The 18671-nt window shown below is 60.4% G+C and carries 19 protein-coding genes and 1 pseudogene; 14 read left to right on the top strand and 6 right to left on the bottom strand.

Features of this window, described 5'->3' with window-relative positions:
• Positions 1-1256: 1256 nt before the first annotated feature.
• From ACZXDY_RS29970 to rpsU, 3 genes are all read right to left on the bottom strand, one after another.
• Entirely contained in the window at positions 1257-1427 is a 171-nt protein-coding gene (locus ACZXDY_RS29970) for a hypothetical protein (RefSeq protein WP_464347989.1), read from the bottom strand.
• Between the two features lie 1401 nt (positions 1428-2828).
• Positions 2829-3122: a hypothetical protein gene (locus tag ACZXDY_RS29965; protein WP_028166621.1), complete on the bottom strand. Its 294-nt coding sequence runs from the start codon at positions 3120-3122 to the stop codon at positions 2829-2831.
• A gap of 134 nt (positions 3123-3256) precedes the next feature.
• The gene (gene rpsU, locus ACZXDY_RS29960; protein ID WP_028166620.1) at positions 3257-3544 is read right to left on the bottom strand and encodes a 30S ribosomal protein S21; all 288 of its coding nucleotides are present in this window, start codon (positions 3542-3544) and stop codon (positions 3257-3259) included.
• Between the two features lie 749 nt (positions 3545-4293).
• Here rpsU and ACZXDY_RS29955 point away from each other — a divergent pair.
• The 3 genes from ACZXDY_RS29955 (at position 4294) to ACZXDY_RS29945 (ending at position 7057) form a co-directional block, all read left to right on the top strand.
• Positions 4294-5310 (top strand): AraC family transcriptional regulator, encoded by a 1017-nt coding sequence (locus ACZXDY_RS29955; RefSeq protein WP_028166613.1) that lies wholly within the window; start codon positions 4294-4296, stop codon positions 5308-5310.
• 197 nt (positions 5311-5507) lie between these two features.
• Positions 5508-6356 carry an SDR family NAD(P)-dependent oxidoreductase gene (locus ACZXDY_RS29950; protein WP_464347988.1) on the top strand — a complete coding sequence of 283 codons (849 nt, stop codon included), beginning with the start codon at positions 5508-5510 and terminating at the stop codon, positions 6354-6356.
• A 113-nt stretch (positions 6357-6469) separates the two neighbouring features.
• Entirely contained in the window at positions 6470-7057 is a 588-nt protein-coding gene (locus ACZXDY_RS29945) for a class I SAM-dependent methyltransferase (protein ID WP_035691358.1), read from the top strand.
• A 663-nt stretch (positions 7058-7720) separates the two neighbouring features.
• On the opposite strand, the gene ACZXDY_RS29940 is transcribed toward ACZXDY_RS29945, so the two are convergent.
• Complete coding sequence (locus ACZXDY_RS29940) at positions 7721-8596, bottom strand: LysR family transcriptional regulator (protein ID WP_464347987.1); 876 nt, start codon at positions 8594-8596, stop codon at positions 7721-7723.
• A gap of 100 nt (positions 8597-8696) precedes the next feature.
• Here ACZXDY_RS29940 and ACZXDY_RS29935 point away from each other — a divergent pair, with 100 nt between their 5' ends.
• From ACZXDY_RS29935 to phnA, 7 genes are all read left to right on the top strand, one after another.
• Positions 8697-9566 carry an SDR family oxidoreductase gene (locus ACZXDY_RS29935; protein WP_464347986.1) on the top strand — a complete coding sequence of 290 codons (870 nt, stop codon included), beginning with the start codon at positions 8697-8699 and terminating at the stop codon, positions 9564-9566.
• A gap of 43 nt (positions 9567-9609) precedes the next feature.
• Positions 9610-10083: an SRPBCC family protein gene (locus ACZXDY_RS29930; RefSeq protein ID WP_464347985.1), complete on the top strand. Its 474-nt coding sequence runs from the start codon at positions 9610-9612 to the stop codon at positions 10081-10083.
• Positions 10084-10151: 68 nt separating this feature from the next.
• The gene (locus tag ACZXDY_RS29925) at positions 10152-10820 is read left to right on the top strand and encodes an NAD(P)-dependent oxidoreductase (protein ID WP_464347984.1); all 669 of its coding nucleotides are present in this window, start codon (positions 10152-10154) and stop codon (positions 10818-10820) included.
• Between the two features lie 56 nt (positions 10821-10876).
• The gene (locus ACZXDY_RS29920; RefSeq protein WP_464347983.1) at positions 10877-11029 is read left to right on the top strand and encodes a hypothetical protein; all 153 of its coding nucleotides are present in this window, start codon (positions 10877-10879) and stop codon (positions 11027-11029) included.
• 140 nt (positions 11030-11169) lie between these two features.
• Positions 11170-12060 carry a LysR substrate-binding domain-containing protein gene (locus tag ACZXDY_RS29915; RefSeq protein ID WP_028166607.1) on the top strand — a complete coding sequence of 297 codons (891 nt, stop codon included), beginning with the start codon at positions 11170-11172 and terminating at the stop codon, positions 12058-12060.
• A 193-nt stretch (positions 12061-12253) separates the two neighbouring features.
• A complete protein-coding gene (locus tag ACZXDY_RS29910) occupies positions 12254-12562 on the top strand; it encodes an HAD family hydrolase (protein ID WP_464347982.1) in 309 nt (102 codons plus the stop codon).
• Positions 12559-13830, top strand: a complete 1272-nt coding sequence (phnA, locus tag ACZXDY_RS29905; protein ID WP_464347981.1) for a phosphonoacetate hydrolase — start codon at positions 12559-12561, stop codon at positions 13828-13830. Before ACZXDY_RS29910 ends, phnA begins: the two co-directional genes overlap by 4 nt.
• 246 nt (positions 13831-14076) lie before the next feature.
• Here the strand turns inward: phnA and ACZXDY_RS29900 are convergent, their stop codons facing one another.
• The gene (locus tag ACZXDY_RS29900; RefSeq protein WP_028166604.1) at positions 14077-14994 is read right to left on the bottom strand and encodes an NADP-dependent oxidoreductase; all 918 of its coding nucleotides are present in this window, start codon (positions 14992-14994) and stop codon (positions 14077-14079) included.
• Positions 14995-15254: 260 nt separating this feature from the next.
• On the opposite strand from ACZXDY_RS29900, the pseudogene ACZXDY_RS29895 reads away from it, so the two are divergent.
• From ACZXDY_RS29895 to ACZXDY_RS29880, 4 genes and pseudogenes are all read left to right on the top strand, one after another.
• Positions 15255-15739: pseudogene (locus ACZXDY_RS29895) on the top strand (aminotransferase class I/II-fold pyridoxal phosphate-dependent enzyme); the annotation flags it as partial.
• A 227-nt stretch (positions 15740-15966) separates the two neighbouring features.
• Positions 15967-16170 (top strand): CsbD family protein, encoded by a 204-nt coding sequence (locus ACZXDY_RS29890; RefSeq protein ID WP_028166602.1) that lies wholly within the window; start codon positions 15967-15969, stop codon positions 16168-16170.
• A gap of 123 nt (positions 16171-16293) precedes the next feature.
• The gene (locus ACZXDY_RS29885) at positions 16294-16554 is read left to right on the top strand and encodes a hypothetical protein (RefSeq protein ID WP_028166601.1); all 261 of its coding nucleotides are present in this window, start codon (positions 16294-16296) and stop codon (positions 16552-16554) included.
• 370 nt (positions 16555-16924) lie between these two features.
• Complete coding sequence (locus ACZXDY_RS29880) at positions 16925-17638, top strand: DNA helicase (protein WP_464347980.1); 714 nt, start codon at positions 16925-16927, stop codon at positions 17636-17638.
• 314 nt (positions 17639-17952) lie between these two features.
• Here the strand turns inward: ACZXDY_RS29880 and ACZXDY_RS29875 are convergent, their stop codons facing one another.
• Positions 17953-18336: a RidA family protein gene (locus tag ACZXDY_RS29875; RefSeq protein WP_028166599.1), complete on the bottom strand. Its 384-nt coding sequence runs from the start codon at positions 18334-18336 to the stop codon at positions 17953-17955.
• Between the last annotated feature and the right edge of the window lie 335 nt (positions 18337-18671).

Below are 18671 nucleotides of genomic sequence, written 5' to 3'. Positions count from 1 at the left end.
CCGCGACATCGACCAGCTACTGCCCTGGGCCTACCGCGCTCAAGCCCTCAAAGCCGTGGCCTGAGAACGACGCTTACGATAGATGCTGCCACCCAGATCAATAAGTGGCTGACTTCGCCGGGAATGCGTGCTCCCACGTAATTTTCAGTTTCAAGCCCGACGGAAGCCGCAGGATCAGCCCCAACCGTTACGTGGTAGCCGGCGCAGTAGACCTTCTAACGGGTCGACGCCCGGTCCGGCGCTTCGTGTAGGCGCCGCTAGGAATTCAGCCAAGGAGAATTGACATGATATCGAACAGGAGATCTCTCAGTTCCTACAGCCACAAACTCGAATATGCTTTGCTTGTTGTGGTGCTGGTTGCGATGGCTCTATTGCTCGCCGTCTGATCCAATGCGGATGCAGCGCTGCCACTCGTGAAATTTCCCGGCTGGCGGAGCGCGGCTTTAACTATGCGAATCCTATTCTCGGTCACTGTGACAACGCTCGTCGTGATCGGCACGTTCGCAGTTATTCGTTTCCTCGCGGGAAGCTGATCCATAGTCGACGAACATTTCATCACCCTATAATCTCCACTTGAAGATCGGTGCGTTTCTCCTACGATGCTGTGGTCGTCGCGCCGATCTGGCGTCCTAGCATCGTGGCGAAATGGGTCGCGGCCAACTGGGTACTTCGGCGGCGCTTGGATTTTGCCCCCAAACCGGGGAAGGCCTCCCGGCGACGTCCCCCGCTCCTCCAGTTGCCCTGTTGAAGTCTTGAGCCTCAGTTGGCTTTTCGCGACTTTAGCCCTACATTTTGCCGCGAGACGCATCCTCGGGAGACTCCGCGAATGACCGTCCTTGACGTCTATACCTACGCGCTCCCGTTTCTGATCGTTGCCGCGGTCGGCATCATCTATTGGTGGACCGGCCGCCACGACAGCAAGCATCGTGCTTGACCTTGCAAACCTTCTGGGAGCCTTGTCCCAAGGTCGACTAAAGCACAGGTACTGCTGCTGAGCTCCCACCGGCCTTCCCGAGAGGAACAGGTGTGGCGCTGATCTGACTATCGCCATGTCCGCTTCTGGGCCTTTTGAGACTAGCAGACCGAGTCTGAAAAGGTCCGCTCATCGGGGTAGACCGGAAGTGATCGGCGCAGGGGTCAAAGCGGTCGCACCCTAGTTTGGGCCGAATGGCAGGTGCAGATCACCGACGAGTACGGCAAGATATTTCAGCTTAACAGGTTCGAGGAGCTACTCAGATTTGACCGAAAGCCTCCGATCAGGTTTTGAGCTTCCGCGCTGCTTCGGCCTCGCGAGCCAATCGCTCCGCGTTTAACCGCTCGTGGTTTGCATGGAACGCCTTTTGAGTGCGTTCATACTCGGCCATCGCTACCTTGACGTCCGCCTCCTTGAAGGCCTTTCGTGCCTCACGCTCGGCCACGGTGGGCATCTTCCGTTCGTATGTGTAATTCCTCATTTCCCTCCTCCTTTGCGTTTGCTCACTACGCAGTTTTGGGGTCGAAAGTCGCATCGGAGTTTCCCGGGAGCGGCCTAATTTGCCCTTTTGTGTTTACACTTAACTACGTCGGCGAGTGCAAATCGCCTAGAAGCCAGCGTCCAAGAGCCTTGGACTTCATGGGATCTTCATACGCGGCCAGGGCCGTAACTACGTGATTGCAGACAGCACATTCAAACGTATGCAAGTCGACGCCTGGGCATGCTGGCTCGATGCTGGTAAGCATCATCTCGGCCTTGCACTTCGGACAGGCAGGGCGCCCAAATGCAACCGGCGGAATGGCGGACGACATGTGTTGAGATTGGGGCATATGACGCCTCCCCTCGAATAAGCGGGAGCGCAACACTCTCTCTCACCGGTGGATGCCCGTGATGCGGCGGTGATGGAAGCTATATGGATCCCGATCGAACCAAATAGCCAGTTAATTCGTGTTCGGTTGCCGAATTCGTGGTTACACAGCGATTCAAGGGTCAAAACAGAGGCGGCCGCGCGCCATTCGCGCGGTGCGATCAGGACGCTAAATATTTCAGATTGGACGGAACGATTCACCTGGGCTGGTCTTGGTCCTCAGCAAACGGCGATCCTATCCCCGAACGCTAAGCCACCGACCGGTCGACATTTTGCCCAATGCCCGGCGGGAGGTCTCAAAATGGCCTCAGATGCGCGCGCACTGAGGCCATTTTGCTTGTTCAATGACCCGTCTGCGATATTGGGCAGCACTCAAGAAAGTGCACGATCTCACTTGATCGGCGGAATGGTTCGCCCAGGCGGCGATGTCCTGAGCCTACGCGCTTATGTTCAACTGCCGCAGCACGTCAGCGATGAGTTGCTTCACGTCCTGATGGCACCGTTGTTGAAGGCGATGGCGTGCCATGCCCGAGCGGCTCCATCCAATCGAGGACTTGGCGGGAGCGCAACCGGCGTTCTCATCACCGAAAACGGCCGCGAAACCGTAGTCGGGGGATGCGCCTTTATCCCGTGCAATACAACAGTAATTCCCCGGGAAGCAACAAAAGATACTGTTGCACTGCTCGCGTTGATCGGGGTTACCCGTCGATTATGGTTGAGGTGGCTATCTAGCCACAACTCGATCGACGCACTATTGGAAAACAGGGAGTTATCTTTTCACAATAGCTCCCTGTCGGCGGTGAACGCCCGCCCGTCAACCCATAACTCCCGTTCAGGTACCTTTCCGTTTTGGATGCTCGCAGAGGCGCCTTCCACAACCTAATGCACGCTGACGCCGAAACAGGAGCACACGTGAGAGACGGTGACCAGAGGTCGGTAACCGCGCGGAGCCGATCCCAGACGCGGAAACTTGCCCTTAGAGCCCTCTCAGTGTTGAACTTCTTTCAAGCGAACGACGACGCCGGTGGGTTCGGGCCGATGTGTCGTCAACTTTGTAAAGCTCGCGTCGCTCCAATCTGCGAGACTTATTAGCTCTCCTTCCTCAGCCTCCATCCCAGGAACTTCGAGCAACTCCAAAACATGCAACCCCGTGGGGTCGAGAAAGAAAGTATGCTGCCCGAACAATTCGCGAAATTGTGCAACTGCTGGATGATCCTCAGCAAGCACCTGCGCTGGAAACTGAGACAGGGTTTTGGTTATCTGTGCTTCGTTTAATTTCATGGCGTGTTCCTGATCTTTAGCATCCGAACGCCCTTCCTCGGTTCCCCGTCATCATAGCTTCTCGGCCCCACAAGGCGGCGTTACGCGGAGTATTGCGAATACCGCGCGGACGACGATCCGCCTCCCGCGGCTTGTTAGGTCTCCCGTGTGCCACGAGTAGTGGCGGGCAGCATTTGCGCACGCTTGATCAAGACTTTCTCCCTTTTAGGCGGCGCGGCGATGAGTCCGTCGCGGATGGCCTGTTTCCGAGCAAGCTTACGGGCACGGCGGACGGCGTCAGATTTCTCTCTGGTCCTTTTCTCCGAGGGCTTTTCGTAAGAACGACGGCGCTTCATTTCCCTGAACACGCCCTCGCGCTGCATCTTCTTCTTGAGAACGCGAAGCGCTTGGTCGACATTGTTATCGCGAACGATTACCTGCAAAGTTGTGCTCCTTCAGAGTTGCAGGGCCAGATTGGCTGAAGATCGTGGCAGCTGAAGCGCGGCAACGACTCCTTCGCAGTAGATCCCGCTCGACTAACGATCCAAGTTCAAGGGACAGATTGCCCCTCGCGCAAAAGCCCGCTCAATCCCGGTATCGCGCCGGCCGCACAGTCATTCCAGTACATCCGTGGAGTGACGAAAGCTGCTTATGCCAGGGCAAGAGTTCTCGGTGCTGGACCGGGCCGAACTTCCGGTCGATCCTGACCTAGAACTTCATCCGCTAACCGTGGGCGAGTCCACGAATTCCGGCCCGCTCGATCGCGCTATGCCCCTGTACCTGTAGCCATATTCTCCGAAACGCAAACGCGCAGTTCGCTTGGAGCCGCCCAATTCCACAAATGCAATCCGACGATGTCTCTGGAAAGGGCCCAGGTTGGACCAACAACAAGGCACACAGCTAATCGAATGACGATAAGGTATGCGCTTTCCTCTAGAGCACAAGGCTTCTTTTTGCGCTGTCCGAGATTTAAGAATGCGGCGTCAATGATCCGCAGGCTGCGGATCATTTCCGATTTCAGCAAGGATGATGTGTCCGCGCTCGCGCCCCCGCTCGTCATATGAACGCGCGGGTGGCAGAAACGATTTAATGGCATCAATCTGCGCGGCCAGCCGATGATCAAGATCCGCGAGTGGTTCGGCGACCGCATGTTCGATCGCGTGATCATGAGCCAGATGCGCTAGGACCAGTTATGAGTGCAGCGGCCGCAGACAGGTGCAAGGTGCCACAGGCCTTCTGGCAGACCGTCGAGCGCATAGGCGTGCCGCCGCCCGCTCTGTTGCGGCAGGCGCGCCTGCCTGCGACCCTGCACCTGAACGAGCAGGGGCACGTCACCACGGATCAGTTCTTCGCCCTTTGGAGGGCCCTGGAGGAACTGAAGCCGGAGCCCGGTCTCGGCGTCGAGCTGGTCCAGCGGACAGACACGGCCGTGCATCCCCCGTCGAGCCTGGTCGCGTTCTATGCGAAGGATTACCGCGACGGGCTGCTTCGCATCGCGCGCTTCAAGCGGCTCTGCTCGCCGGAGCAACCGCGGATAGTGGAAGGCAAGGACGAATGCGTCGTCACGGTCGAATGGCCCCACGCAAGTGAGCCGGAGCCCGGGATTTCCACGGACGTGACCTTCGCGTCCCTGGTCGAGCTCGGGCGCCGCGGCACCGGACAGCACTTGACGCCGAAACGCATGGAGCTTGTCCGCCCTCGTCCGAAGAGCGACGTCTACCAGAAATATTTCGAATGCCCCATCCGCTTCGGCGCGGTGCGCAACGCGCTGATCCTGAAGCCGGCCGATCTCGATCGTCCGTTTCCCGGGTACAATCAGGCGCTGCTCGAGATGCTCACACCGGCGCTGGCCTCAGCACTTGGCGAGCTGCAGGCGCGTAGCTCCATCAAGGAGCAGGTCAAGGTCGTACTCAAGCGGAGCCTTGCGAGCGGACGGCCGGAGCTATCCGATGTCGCGCGTGATCTAGGCCTGAGCGAGCGCACCCTTCAGCGCCGCATCACCGAAGAGGGCACAAGCTTCCGCGATCTTCTGGTCGAAGCGCGCCAGGAACTCGGGCGGCAGCTTCTGTCCGACCCGTCGGCCGAAATTGACGAAGTCGCGTGCCTCCTGGGCTATCAGGATGCGAGTTCGTTCTATCGAGCCTTCCGATATTGGGAAGGCGTGACGCCAAGCCGCTGGCGGGAGCTGCACGGCAACAAACTTCACTAGCCAACGGAATCCGGATGCATTGAACATTGAGGCGGCCGCTGCATGCGGCTCTTCGATTTCGGCCTGGTCCACTCCAGCCTCTCCTTTGGCGGTTACTGCAAGTTCGTTGGCGTGGTTCGCCACTGCTGATTGGCTGCTCGAGCGATACTAAGAACCCGACAGCATTTGCTGAAAGCCAACTCACCAGGGAACATCGCATGTCAAGCAAAGTATGGTTCATCACCGGCGCATCCCGCGGCTTCGGCCGCATCTGGGCCGAGGCCGCCCTTAGGCGCGGCGACAAGGTCGCAGCCACCGCCCGAATCCTGGCGGACGTGGCCGATCTTGCGGAAAGCTACGGCGACGCCGTGCTGCCGTTGGCGCTGGATGTGACCGACGCTGTCGCGGTCCAGAACGTCGTCACCAAAGCCTTTACGCATTTCGAGCGGATCGATGTTGTCCTCAACAACGCGGGCTATGCGCTCGTCGGCGCGATCGAGGAGGCGCATGAGGCCGATGTGCGCGCCGAGTTCGACACCAATGTCTTCGGCACCCTTCGGGTCATTCAGGCAGCGCTTCCCCTGCTGCGGCGACAGGGCAGCGGCCATATCATCGGCGTGTCGAGCGTCGCCGGCATCGTCGCCGGACCCATCACGGGATTCTACAACGCCTCGAAATTCGCGCTCGAAGCCATCCATGAAAGCCTGGCGCAGGAAATCAAGGGCTTCGGGCTGAAGGTCACGATGCTTGAGCCGGGCGCGTACGCGACGGGATTCGCCAGCATGTCCTCGCTCAAGATCACGCCCGTCGTCGCAGCCTATGGCAATACCCGAGCCGAGGTGTTCGCGGCGGGGGCCAAGCTCGAATTCGGTGACCCGCAAGCGACGGCGGATGCAATCCTGAAGATCGTGGACGCCGAGAACCCGCCGTTGCGTTTCTTTGTCGGCACGGAAGGTCTGCCGCGCGCCCGCGCCGCCTACGCCGACCGCCTCGCTACCTTGGAAGCGTGGGAAGCGCTCTCCAACGCCGCGCAAGGTGAGGCCAGGCAGCACAGCATCGCATCGTAGCGCGACAGAGCCGGTCCTCGGCGCTCGGGCGTCGAGGCCGCCTCGAGGTGGCTGCCGTTCAGATCCACCATTTGACCCGAGCAGCTTTGCTCGCAACCAGAGAGGACATCTCGTTGGATACCGCTGTCGTTCTGGACTTCTTTGAGTTCATCCGCGCCTTCGTTGCCAATCCGAGGCAGGTCTCTGCGGTCGCTCCGTCGGGCCAGACGCTTACGCGTCTGATGACGCAGGAGATCGTTCCCGGTGCCGGCCCGGTGATCGAGCTGGGGCCGGGGACAGGCACCTTCACGAAGGCGCTGCTCCGACGCGGCGTGCCGGAACGCGACTTGTTGCTGGTAGAATACGGTTCCGACTTCGTCCGTTTGCTGCAAGAGCGCTTCCCGAGGGCGCGGGTGCTGTGGATGGATGCACGTCAGCTTTCGCAATACGAACCCTTCATTGCCCCCGCCGCCGCGGTGGTCAGCGGACTTCCGCTCCTGTCGATGTCGCCGCGCAAGGTGATCGCAATTCTCAGCGGCGCCTTCCGCCACATGCGCGATGACGGCACCTTCTATCAGTTCACGTATGGGCCGCGCTGTCCGGTGCCGCGCCCGATCCTGGATCGTCTCGGGTTGAAGGCCAGCCTCGTCGGGAGAACGGCGTTCAACATTCCCCCGGCATCCGTCTATCGAATCCGACGGCGCCCGCAGCGGCGCATCTAGGGATTGTACCTGCCTGGCAATTGCGACGGCCAAGGCAAGAAGTCTATAGCCGAGCTCAAGCTCAGTGACGCGTACTTGAACTCGCGGATCCACGAAAGCCAATCGCGTGAATTACCCTTCCCCAACCCCGAGCTCTTCGAACCTGCATTTAAAGATGTCGTTGGCTGCAATCAGTCTCTTCATCGTATTGCGGGCGTCGTCACCGTCGGCCGCCACGTCTAAGTCGCGGGAGGAAGGCGCTGAGGTTTGCGGGCAGCGTGCGAACGGGATAGGCCAATTGCTAGTAGCCAGAACCGTTGGTTCCCCCGTACTTGAAGGAAAAACAGTTTGCACATCAACGAGGATTGACTGACACTCTCTCCGCCATTTGCACGATTTTGTACCCGAACTACGATTTCGCGCGCTGGGGTTCGTTAGTTGTGCCGAATGCACGCCAGTGGCTTGCATGAGAAACTCCAAGTGATCTCCCATCAACAAGGATGTGGACGCGCCGATCTTCCAGCTGTGGTTGGGGCGAAGCATCAGCGGCAAATCTTCGGGCGCGATACCGAGCCGTTCGACTAGCTCGCGACCATCGGGCCGCCCGGGTTTGCCGCGCGTTCGTCTCTTCATCGACTCGGTTGCCGCTGTTCTCGGCCCCGGACGGCGTCTTTGGCGGTTGTGCTAATCGATGAAGGCCGCAAGCTCCTCCGGTGTCCCTGAGGGGAAGGCTTCCTTGAGAAAGTCGAGGAACGCGGATACGCGAGCGCTCAGCAATCGGCGCGATGGATAGAGTGCCCAGAGGACGATCTCCGGTCCGTGGACAAGCTTGCCGGCGGCCAGATCGTGACTCACGAGCGACACAGGAAGGCGTGCGGCGCCCACGCCTGCGCGGACCGCATCGCGGACCATGACGATCGACGACAGGCGAAGCACCGGGTCGGTCGTGATCCGAGCGTTTCCGCTTGACGACTTCACATCCCATGCGGATGTCAGATCGCTCACCCCGCGCACCACGGTCGGAACGGCAAGATCGCGCGCAGGACGACTTAGGTCGGGGCTCGCCACCACCACCAGCCGATCACGCATCAGGATTCGTCCGACAAGGGTTTCGTCCGGATCCGGATTGACCCTGATCACCAGGTCATAGCCTTCCTCGATCATGTCGACGGCGCGGTCTTCCGTCGTGACCTCGAGCCGAACCTCCGGGTATCTCAGCGCGAACGCGGCAGCCAGCTTTCCCATGGCGGTCTGCGAGAAAAGCAGAGGCGCGCTGACCCGTAACCGGCCTCGCGGCTTGTCCCCGCCCGAAGCGATCGCCGCCGCCGTTTCGTCGAGCTCGGCGAGCAATGCTCCCGTCCGCTCAAAAAGCGCTCGACCTTCCTGAGTAAGCTTCAGTGTGCGCGTTCCACGCTCGAACAACCGCAGATCGAGGCTGCTCTCCAGTTCCGAGACTCGGCGGGAGAGCGTCGCTTTCGGGCGCCCGGCGGCCCGGGCGGCCCGTCCAAAGCCTCCATGGCGGGCGACGAGGTTGAAATCGGCGAGGGCCAGCAAATCCATTCGTTCCACCAGTGAGACGATCTGTCTAAATATAGCGTCTATCTGGCTGAATTTGGATCACTAATTTGCGGGGTGTCGCAACCCACCCGGAGTGATCCCCATGACCATCCTCGTTACCGGCGCCACCGGCAATGTCGGCCGCCATGTCGTCGAACAACTCGTCAAGCGCGGCGCCGATGTCCGTGCCCTCGTGCGCGATCCTGCAAAGGCCAACTTCCCGGCAAGCGTTAACGCCGTGAAAGGCGACCTGCTGGACGTCGACTCGCTGCGCAGCGCGTTCTCAGGCGTCTCGACCCTGTTCCTGCTCAACGCAGTGGTGGCGGACGAATTCACCCAGGCGCTGATCGCGCTCAACCTGGCGCGAGAGGCCGGCATCGAGCGCATCGTGTACCTGTCGGTGATCCACAGCGACGTCTACGTGAACGTGCCCCACTTCGCCGGCAAGTTCGGAGTCGAGCGGATGATCGAGCAGATGGGCTTCAAGGCCACCATCCTGCGCCCCGCTTACTTCATGAACAACGATCTCACGATCAAAGACGTCATGACTGGCTACGGCATCTACCCGATGCCGATCGGCAGCAAGGGCCTCGCCATGATCGACGCGCGCGACATCGGCGAGATCGCTGCCATCGAGCTCGTCCGCCGCGAGACGTCCGTCGCGTCGCTTGCGCTCGATCGGATCAATCTCGTCGGTCCGGATATGCTGACCGGCGCGAAAGCTGCCGCCATCTGGTCGGAGGTGCTGGGTCGCACGATCGCATATCCGGCCGACGATACCGCCGGCTTCGAGAAGAACCTGAGGCAGTTCATGCCGAGCTGGATGGCCTTCGACATGCGGCTGATGAGCGAGCGCTTCCTCACTGACGGAATGATCCCGGAGGCCGGCGACGTCGAGCGTCTGACCGCTCTCCTGGGCCGTCCGCTGCGCTCCTATCGCGACTTCGTTGCCGAGATCACGGCCGCTGCCTGATGGCAGCGGCTTCGCCCAAACGCGACAACCAAGGAATACGACCATGATCTATTCGATCGCCACCGTTCCGGTGAATCCGGAAGGCGAGATTCCGCTGACCCGCGCGCAGGTGTGGAAGGGCCTTGTTCTCAAGGCCCGCGACGCCCGGCTGTTTCTTCCGCCCACTCTCTGCACGCGTTGCGAGGTGGTAGAAGAAAGCAAGACGCACATCGTGCGTGAAGCCACGATCGCCGGCGACGATCTGCGCGAGATCATCGCCTTCGAGCCGGAGAAGAAGGTGACCTTCTTCCAAGCCACCGGCCCGCGCGAAGGCGTGATCGTCAACGAACTCTTCGAGGACGAGGTCGGCGCCCTGCAACTGCGGTTCTATTGCTACACGGGACTGCGCGGCAAGAAGCCGAATGGCCCCGAAGAGCAGGCCGAGCAGGCGCAGTTTGACAGCGACAAGGGCTACAAGGCCGCCCTCCTGTCCACGCTAAAGCGGACCCGCGAATTGCTCGCGGAAACCACGCTCTGATCATCACCGAAAACCGAAACCGCGGCACGACCCTCCTGAGAGGCGTCCCGCCATTCAAGGAGGCATCCATGAGCAATCCCACGAACGACAGCACCAGGACTTCCCCATCGAAACTGTTGGTTCTCGGCGCGACCGGCGGCACCGGACGTCTGATCGTCAGCCAGGCGTTGGCGCGCGGACATCAGGTCACCGCGCTGGTGCGTTCAACCCAGAAGGCAAGCGATCTGAAAGGCGCCAAGCTCGTCGTCGGAGACGTCCGCGACGAACAAGCGTTGCGCGAAGCCCTCGAGGGACAGGGCGCCGTCGTGAGTGCGCTCGGCACGCCGGCAAACCCCTTCAGCGAGGTGACGCTGCTCTCGACGGCAACGCGCGCACTGGTGAGCGCGATGAAGGCCGAGCACGTGTCCCGCCTGGTTTGCATTACGGGGATCGGCGCCGGCGACAGCGCCGGACACGGCGGCTTTCTCTTCGACAACTTGATCTTTCCGCTTCTCCTGAAGAAGGTGTACGCCGACAAGAACCGCCAGGAAGCCATCGTCAGAGACAGCGGGCTCGACTGGATTCTCGTTCGGCCCTCCGTCCTGAATGATCAGCCCAGCCGCGGCTCGGTCCGGGCCATAACGGATCTCTCGGACTTCCATGGCGGAAGCATATCGCGACAAGACGTTGCGGCGTTCGTCTTGGATCAACTGCGCGCCGATGTCTGGCTGCATCGTGCTCCGTTGATCACCTGGTGAACGCGATTCCGCGCACCGTCTGGTCCGTAACGCGTAGGAGTGTGCGGAATGCGGGCTTGACTATGCTGGCGTTCATGATGTGGGGCGCGCCAAGCGGGGTCGGCATCATTCTGCGCGTGGAAGCCATCATCCCCGTAGGCGACATGCTGCTCATTCTTGCAGAAGGCCCCACGAAGCCGCCTTCGGTATGCACGGTCTCACGGCCGTGATCATGGTCGAAGTGCTAGAGTTGGAGGCAATGCATCGCCGCGTGCAACGTGGCGCTTTTCTCGGCTGGAGCGGTTTGCTGTCAGACAGAAAGTCGATAATATAGCGATAATACGTGAGTTTTGGTATCAGGAAGGGCTCAGTGACCAAGGAACGAGAGTTGCCTCTCATCGCCCTTCGGGCGTTCGCCGTCGCCGCACGTGCGCACAGTCTGAGTTCCGCGGCGAAAGAACTCGGGGTGACTCACGGAGCGGTTAGCAAGCAAATTCGGTCCCTCGAGAGTTGGCTGGGTCAACACGTATTCACGCGTGAGGGAAGGGGTCTTACGCTGACCCCCTATGGCAAGATTCTCGCAGAACAGTTGGGGCAATCCTTCAAGGATATCGGAGCCGCTTGCGAGTACGTGAGACGCCAGCGAAGCAAGACGGTTCTTGCCATAGAGGCACCCTCCACATTCGCAATGTACTTTCTGATGCCCCGATTGAGACGTTTCGAGGTGCGCAATGCCAACGTGTCGGTTTGGATTTCAACGCGCATGACCGGCGAGACCCCCGACATATCGGCCAATGATTTAGTGATAACGAGAGGCACAGCGGAGCGGATTGGATCGTACCTCAAGGATACCACGGCACTTTTCACCGAGAACCTTACCCCTGTCAGCGCGGAGGTCCTCTTGCAACGTCGCCCCGTTAAGAAGCCGGCTGATATCCTCAAGCATTCTCTGATCACATCGGCAACGCGTCCGGGGCACTGGGAAGCGTGGCTGCAGGAGGCCGGGGTCCGCGATTATCTGCTTGAAGGCGGCCACCGATTTGATCACATGTTCGTCGCGATGCATGCGGTGCGCGAAGGATTGGGATCGATTGTAGCACCCAAAGAGTTCTTCGCTGGCCCGAGCAGATGGAAGCTGCGCTGTCCGCTCCCAGGCATCGCTGTGAAAGGAGAGCAGTACTTCGCGCATTCTACTTCGAGAGCTGATCCGCGACATGTCAATCGCGTCGTGGATTGGCTGAAAGAAGAGATCGGGAAGTAGCGCACCCACGAAACGTGCCGGTCAATTTTGTCCGGCGCCGGCGGATTTCTGCGTGCCAGAAAACTGAGTTCGGACGTCTCTCCGCAAACCGATTTCGCGGATGTCATCTGCTGGCTGGGACAGTTACTACAACTCACATATAGGTGCATTTAATTCGATTGAAACTCTCGCTCGCGAGCGGGAATGTGCCGCCATGCACGATTTGCCCACCCTGCAGGCGGTCATCCTTGATTTGGATGGCACGCTCGTCGACAGCGCGGAAGACATTCGCGCCGCGGTCAATTCGCTTTTCGCCGAAGTCGGTTTGAGATCCATCGCTGCCGCCGAAATCAGGGCCATGATCGGCGACGGTGTGCCCAAGCTTATCGAGCGAGCGTTGATGGCGGCCGATGCGAAACCCATGGACATTCTAGATCTCGTGCCGCCGGCATGCCGTGCCAAAAACGCAGCGCCGAAAGGCGCAGCTTCATCCACCACATCCAAGCAGGAGCCTTATCCATGAACCAACGCCTCGCGCCCTCGCAGAATCCCGCAACGGGAGTCGACGTGAACGGAAGATTTTATGCTGCGCCCAAGCGTCCGACCGTCGTAGTGTGTGTCGACGGTTTCGACCCCGCTTATCTGGAGCATGGCATTGCGAACGGCACGTTGCCCGCGATGAAGTCCTTCAAAGAACATGGCTTTGTTGCAATCGCGGATTGCTCGATGCCGAGCACGACGAACACCAATAATACGTCAATCGTCACCGGCGTGCCGCCGGTCGTGCATGGAATCAACGGAAACTATTATCTCGATGCCGAAACTGGCAAGGAGATCATGGTCACCGACGCCAAACGCCTTAGGTGCGGCACCATCCTCGGTGCATTGAGTCGGGCTGGCGTAAAGACGGCTGTTGTGACCGCGAAAGACAAGTTGCTGAAGGTACTCGCTTACGAGATGAAGGGGATCAACTTTTCCTCGGAGTACGCCGGCAAAGCCAATCTGAAGGAAAACGGTATCGATAACGTCGAAAAATTGGTGGGGCGCACTACGCCGGACCAATACTCGGCAGATCTCTCGCAGTTCGTCTTCGACGCCGGTGTCAAGCTCCTGGCGACTGAGCATCCAAAGCTCATGTACCTGTCAACCTCCGACTACGTCCAACACAAACATGCGCCGGGCGAGCCCGAAGCTGACGCGTATCATCAGGCTGTCGACAAGGCGATCGCGTCCCTCATCTCGCTTGGAGCAACTGTTGCGATTACCGCAGATCACGGGATGAACGACAAGTCTGCCAAGGATGGCACTCCCAATGTCGTGTACCTCGAGGACGAATTGAACTCACGGTTCGGCGACGGCTCGGTGCGCGTGATTTGTCCGATTGCGGATCCATTCGTTCGTCATCACGGGGCGCTCGGTTCCTTTGTTCGGGTGCACCTGCGAAAGCCTGGCGATGTCCACGCGATGATTGCCTTTGCCAAGACGTTGCCGGGAATCGAACTCGTCTTGGATAAGCAGCAGGTATGTAGGCAGTTCGAACTGCCCATCGACCGTGAGGGAGATTTTGCGGTCTTCAGCGATCGGAACACCGTGGTGGGCGCTCGACGGGAGGACCATAATCTCAGCCAGTTGGCCGGCCATCGGCTGCGCTCGCACGGTGGCCTCGGCGAGCAGAAGGTGCCGTTCCTGATTTCGCGTCCGATCAGCGAGCAATACAAGGAAAAGGCAAAAGCCGGACCGCTGCACAACTACGACATTTTCGATTTCGCGCTGAACGGAGTTGTCGACTAGACAGCAAAGCGCCAATCGAGAGCGGCGGTCCGTAGCTGCGCGAACCGCTGATCGTTCCGTCCGTCAATGTCTATCCCTACAAGCACGCGATAGGCTTCCCAAAGGTTTTGCAAGGCCGTCCGGCGCAACACGGAGGGGTCGCCCACGTTGACCCAGGGGCGCTTGCGCCTTGCTCACATCGGCGCTCGCCAGCCGGCCGACCTGGACAGCGCCGGCCGCCTGCGTGCGTCAATCGGCGTGCGTCGCTTAGGGACGAACGCGGATGATCGTCTTCCCCTTGCGTCGCTCGGTCGGGTTTAAGGCGGCGACGGCATCCTCGAGGGGCGAGACGTTGCCGATGTTCGTCCGCAGTCGTCCGTCCCGCACCCGCTGGACGATCTCACTCAGTTGGGCACGATCGGACTCGACGACGAAGTCGACCGCGAGGCCGTCGGCGGGCCGTGCCTCGGCCGGCCCGACGATAGACACCAGCGTTCCTCCGGCTCGAATCAGGCCTGCGGACCGCTTCCCGATGTCGCCGCCGATGACATCGAACACGAGATCGACTCCGCCGACGTCTTCCAGGGCGTCGTTGTCGAGGTCGACGAACTCCTTCGCGCCGAAGTCGAGCACCGTCTGACGGTCGGCGGCGCGTCCGGTACCGATGACGTAGGCGCCGGCCTCTCGTGCGAGTTGCGTCACCATCGACCCGACTGCGCCGGCCGCACCGTGCACGAGGACGCTCTGCCCCGCCTGAAAGCGGCCGTGCTCGAACAGTCCCTGCCACGCGGTCAGGCCCGAGATCGGCAGGCTCGCGCCGACCGTGAAGTCGACATCGCCCGGCAGCGGCGCGAGGTTGCGTGCCTCGATCGCCACATACTCGGCCAGCGTGCCGTCGCGATACCAATCCGCGAGGCCGACCACCCGCTGTCCCACCGACAGACCGGTCGTGCCATATCCGAGAGCGGTGACCACTCCGGCCAGCTCGTGCCCCGGGATCGACGGTGTTCGATCACGGTCGAGGCGATCGGTCCAGGTCGAGGGCCACGCCAGCTCAGTCGGGACGAATCCCGACGCATGAACCTGAACGACGACGTCGTTTATCGCTGCCTGCGGCTCGGGCCGCTCCACCAGCGTCATCCCGGCCGTTCCCGCCGCCTGGTCCGTCACAACGATCGCTTTCATGGTAATTTCTCCTCGGTCATTTGTCTCTTTGGCTCGGGAGCGTGGACGCGCCGGCTATCCACAAAATGTCAGCCATTGTCGAAGTCCGGTCTCCATGCCTGCGATCTGCGCTGTCTGCACTGACCGGGGTTCCCACGACGCCTGATGCATCGGGATCGCTCCGGTCGCCGGTGTTGGCGAATAGATGCGTTGCGGCTGGTTATAAAACAGTACCAAGATTGCCAATTTTGGCTGTACCATCGCGCAATGGCTGGCATCCGCCGGTGACGTATCCGGATCCGCGTGGCGATCCGGGGCTGCGAAACGAGATCGCGGCTTACCTGGGGCTGGCCCGTGGCATTCAGTGCAGCCCCTCTCAGGTGCTCGTGACAGGCGGATTCTCAGGTGCGCTCGGTCTGGCGATCCGAGGGCTTCAGCTTGAAAGGATGGAAGCCTGGATCGAGGATCCAGGCTTTCCGCTCACTCGTACCGCGCTTGGTCTGGCTGGCATGGCCGTGCAGCTGTCCCGGTCGATACGGAAGGACTTGATGTCGCCGCTGGTGTCCAGACCGCCGGTGGAGCGACATTGGCAGTTGTAACGCCAGGCCAGCAGGCACCGCTGGGAATGACGGTGTCGCTGCCGCGGCGGCTTGCACTGATCGCCTGGGCTCGGCGGAACGACGCCTGGATCATCGAGGACGATTACCTGAGCGAACTGCAGCTGAAAGGACGGGCGGCTCCGGCTCTTGCATCTCTCTCGACGGCCCGGAGCGAATAATATTTCGACCTTCTTGCGCTGTCGTCGTGATGCTCAACCTTCCCAGGATTTGGCAAGCGCCCGCGCCATGTCGCGGGATCTTCATGGAGCGGGCGAGGTACCTTTCGAGCAGGCGGGCAGCAATGTCGATTGTTCAAACAAGAAGCCGCCGCGCAGGCCATTGGAACAAAAGCATGCAATGTCGGTTGGCCACCAGTTGTCCAAGGAGGAGAGCAATGGATTGGAATCGCGTTGAGGGCAATTGGAAGGAAATGAAAGGTAAGGTCAAGGAGCAGTGGGGGAAGCTCACCGATGATGACCTCGACGTCATCGCGGGAAAGCAGGACCAGCTCGAAGGACGTTTGCAGCAGCGTTACGGCTATGCGAAGGACCAGGCCAGAAAAGAGATCGATGACTGGTACGGTCGTCAGAAGTGGTAACTTCAAGAAGCCCCGCTTTTGCGGGGCTTTTTTCTCGGAAGTCCGGGTTTCGACCTCCTTCAGGACAGGAACGAAATGTCGCACCGGCACGTTCTTCCTCTGCAATCGAAATGGAGGAACGAGATGAAGAGCTACCTTCTTGCCGCCACCTTGATGGTGTCGTTTGCCGCCCCCGCTTTGGCTGAAGACGTTGGCGTTGGGGTTCAGGCCGGACCGGTCGGCGGCGGCGTCACTGTCGGTGAGCCTCGCGACCATCGCGACCGCGATCGGACCACCGTCATCAAAGAGCGTGAGCCTCGCGAGACCGACAGGACAACGGTCATCAAGAAAGAAAATGAGGACGGGTCTCGCGAGAAAACCGTCATTCATCATGACAACGACTGATCGAAACGACTGGCGAAGACGGCCGGCAACAGCCGGAGAAAATTGGAAAAGGCGATCGGGCCATCAAGCGGGCATTCTTGGATCCGCAAGATACCGTCCGGCCCTTCAACTTCTGAAAGAGCCTCCGCTGCCTAGCGGGGGCTTTCTCATACGAGGCGGCATGGTCGTACAAGCGTTTGGTCGGAGGTCGGACCCGTGCGATTCCCGTCCGCGACGAAGTGCGCTATCATCCGATTCGAGCGCGGCCCACGCCTCCCCCCTCCGATCGGGAAAGTATTGTTCATACCGGGCTACCTGATCATCGAACCGACTGTTCGAGCGCCAAGCATAAGGAGGGATTGCGAAGATTGCTCGCAATAGGAGGTTGCCGATGAAGCTGTCTGCGCCGATTTACCATTTGAAGCGCAAAGCCAAACGACTATCCCGCGAGGAAGGTATTCCACTCCATGTCGCGCTGAATCGCATCGCCCTTCAGGAAGGCTATAGCGGTTGGAGCCTGCTTGCGGCGAAGCTGTCCGCGTCCAGGCCCGCCGGCAAGCTGCTTGCTCGGTTGAAGCCTGGTGACCTGGTGCTGGTGGGCGCGCGTCCGGGCCAGGGCAAGACGATGATGAGTCTTGAGCTCGCCATTGAGGCCATGAAATCCGGCAATCGCGCCGTGTTCTTCACGCTGGAGTATACCGAAAGGGACGTTCTGGATCGCTTCCAGGCCATCGGCGCGGAGTACGCGCGGTTCGACGGACTGTTCGAACTCGACTGCTCCGACGCGATAAGTGCCGATTACATCACGAGGGTGTTGGCGACGGCAGCTCGCGGCACCCTGGTGGTGGTGGACTGTCTGCAATTGCTCGATCAGAAACGTGAACACCCCGGATTGGCCGAGCAGGTTCGCGTGCTGAAATCGTTCGCGCGGGAGCGGGGGCTGATCATCGTCTTCATCTCGCAGATCGATCGCTCCTACGATCCGGCGAAGAAGACGTGTCCTGACATTGGCGATGTCCGGCTGCCTAATCCGCTGGACTTGCGGCTGTTCAACAAGACGTGCTTCTTGAACAAAGGCGAAGTCCAGTTCCGGGGCGTGAGCTAGCGCGGGCCAATCCGGTCCTGCTCCTGTCGTGTGCCAAATCGATCGCGCGCGACAGGGGCTGCAATGCCCCGTTGCTGCGTTTCTGATATCGCCAATCGTGTTCACGCCTTCGGCAGGCTCGGCGGAAACCAATCGTTAGGATTCGGTCGGGTCCGCTTTTTCCGGCTTCGATTCGTTCTTTGAGAACGAAATGAAGTCAGATGCAGAACAGTCAAAGACAGGTGCATCGCCCGCAAAACAGCGCGCCCCGCCGCGGGCGTGCTAGTCGCCTCTCTTGCATTCACTCTCGCACGCAACCACTGTTCGGCAACGCGCTAAGGGGCGGCCGCGATGGCTTCGATCTCAATAACGAATTCCGGCCGCACCAAGCCGGCCACCATTATCAGCGTCGTCGCCGGCGGCGTTCCCGGAAACTGCCGGTCGCGCGATCGCCTGTAGCCCTCCATGTGCTCACGGGCCGTCACATAGACGCTGAGGCGGACGACGTTCGCCAGCGTCATCCCGTCTTCGGCAAGGATCGCCGCAATGTTTGCGAAGCATAGATCGGCCTGCGCTTCGCTGTCCGCGGGAATCCTCTCATCTGGAGCGATGCCGAGTTGCCCCGCAGTGATCACCAGCCGGTGGCCCGCCGGCACGGCGATCCCGTGGCTGTATCGCGCCAAGGGCGGTCGAATCGACGAGGGAGACAGTGCACGCATGGCGACCATCCTGAATGGAGACAAAGGGCAGATGATGCAGTCGATGCTAGTCAAAGCTACGACGCAGCGTCAACGAGATGACGTCGCCACGTTCGGCGGAAACCAATCGTTAGGACGCTGTCCGGACCGATTTTCGCGGCTTCGATTCGTTCCTTGAGAACGAAATGAAGTCAGACGCAGAACAGTCGAAGGCAAGATGCATCGCGACGGAAAACAGCATGCCCTGCCGTTGGCGCGCTAGTCGCCTTTCTTGCCATCGCTCGGAGGCGCAGGCCTCGGTGGCGGTGGGCTGCCCACGCTGCCGGGGGTACCACCGGTCCGGGCTCCAGGTTTGA

This window comes from Bradyrhizobium sp. LeoB3 (assembly GCF_055456055.1).
The sequence above is the reverse complement of the archived record's forward strand: the minus strand, read 5'-3'. Positions and strand labels throughout refer to the sequence as shown.

What these genes read in the sequence shown, in the direction of transcription:
- ACZXDY_RS29955 (WP_028166613.1), top strand. Translation starts at nt 4,294, where the DNA reads ATGAGTGCAGCGGCCGCAGACAGGTGCAAGGTGCCACAGGCCTTCTGG.
- ACZXDY_RS29900 (WP_028166604.1), bottom strand. Translation starts at nt 14,994, where the DNA reads ATGAAAGCGATCGTTGTGACGGACCAGGCGGCGGGAACGGCCGGGATG.
- phnA (WP_464347981.1), top strand. Translation starts at nt 12,559, where the DNA reads ATGAACCAACGCCTCGCGCCCTCGCAGAATCCCGCAACGGGAGTCGAC.
- ACZXDY_RS29880 (WP_464347980.1), top strand. Translation starts at nt 16,925, where the DNA reads ATGAAGCTGTCTGCGCCGATTTACCATTTGAAGCGCAAAGCCAAACGA.
- ACZXDY_RS29925 (WP_464347984.1), top strand. Translation starts at nt 10,152, where the DNA reads ATGAGCAATCCCACGAACGACAGCACCAGGACTTCCCCATCGAAACTG.
- ACZXDY_RS29965 (WP_028166621.1), bottom strand. Translation starts at nt 3,122, where the DNA reads ATGAAATTAAACGAAGCACAGATAACCAAAACCCTGTCTCAGTTTCCA.
- ACZXDY_RS29940 (WP_464347987.1), bottom strand. Translation starts at nt 8,596, where the DNA reads ATGGATTTGCTGGCCCTCGCCGATTTCAACCTCGTCGCCCGCCATGGA.
- ACZXDY_RS29890 (WP_028166602.1), top strand. Translation starts at nt 15,967, where the DNA reads ATGGATTGGAATCGCGTTGAGGGCAATTGGAAGGAAATGAAAGGTAAG.
- ACZXDY_RS29935 (WP_464347986.1), top strand. Translation starts at nt 8,697, where the DNA reads ATGACCATCCTCGTTACCGGCGCCACCGGCAATGTCGGCCGCCATGTC.
- ACZXDY_RS29970 (WP_464347989.1), bottom strand. Translation starts at nt 1,427, where the DNA reads ATGCCCACCGTGGCCGAGCGTGAGGCACGAAAGGCCTTCAAGGAGGCG.
- ACZXDY_RS29885 (WP_028166601.1), top strand. Translation starts at nt 16,294, where the DNA reads ATGAAGAGCTACCTTCTTGCCGCCACCTTGATGGTGTCGTTTGCCGCC.
- ACZXDY_RS29950 (WP_464347988.1), top strand. Translation starts at nt 5,508, where the DNA reads ATGTCAAGCAAAGTATGGTTCATCACCGGCGCATCCCGCGGCTTCGGC.
- ACZXDY_RS29930 (WP_464347985.1), top strand. Translation starts at nt 9,610, where the DNA reads ATGATCTATTCGATCGCCACCGTTCCGGTGAATCCGGAAGGCGAGATT.
- ACZXDY_RS29910 (WP_464347982.1), top strand. Translation starts at nt 12,254, where the DNA reads ATGCACGATTTGCCCACCCTGCAGGCGGTCATCCTTGATTTGGATGGC.
- ACZXDY_RS29875 (WP_028166599.1), bottom strand. Translation starts at nt 18,336, where the DNA reads ATGCGTGCACTGTCTCCCTCGTCGATTCGACCGCCCTTGGCGCGATAC.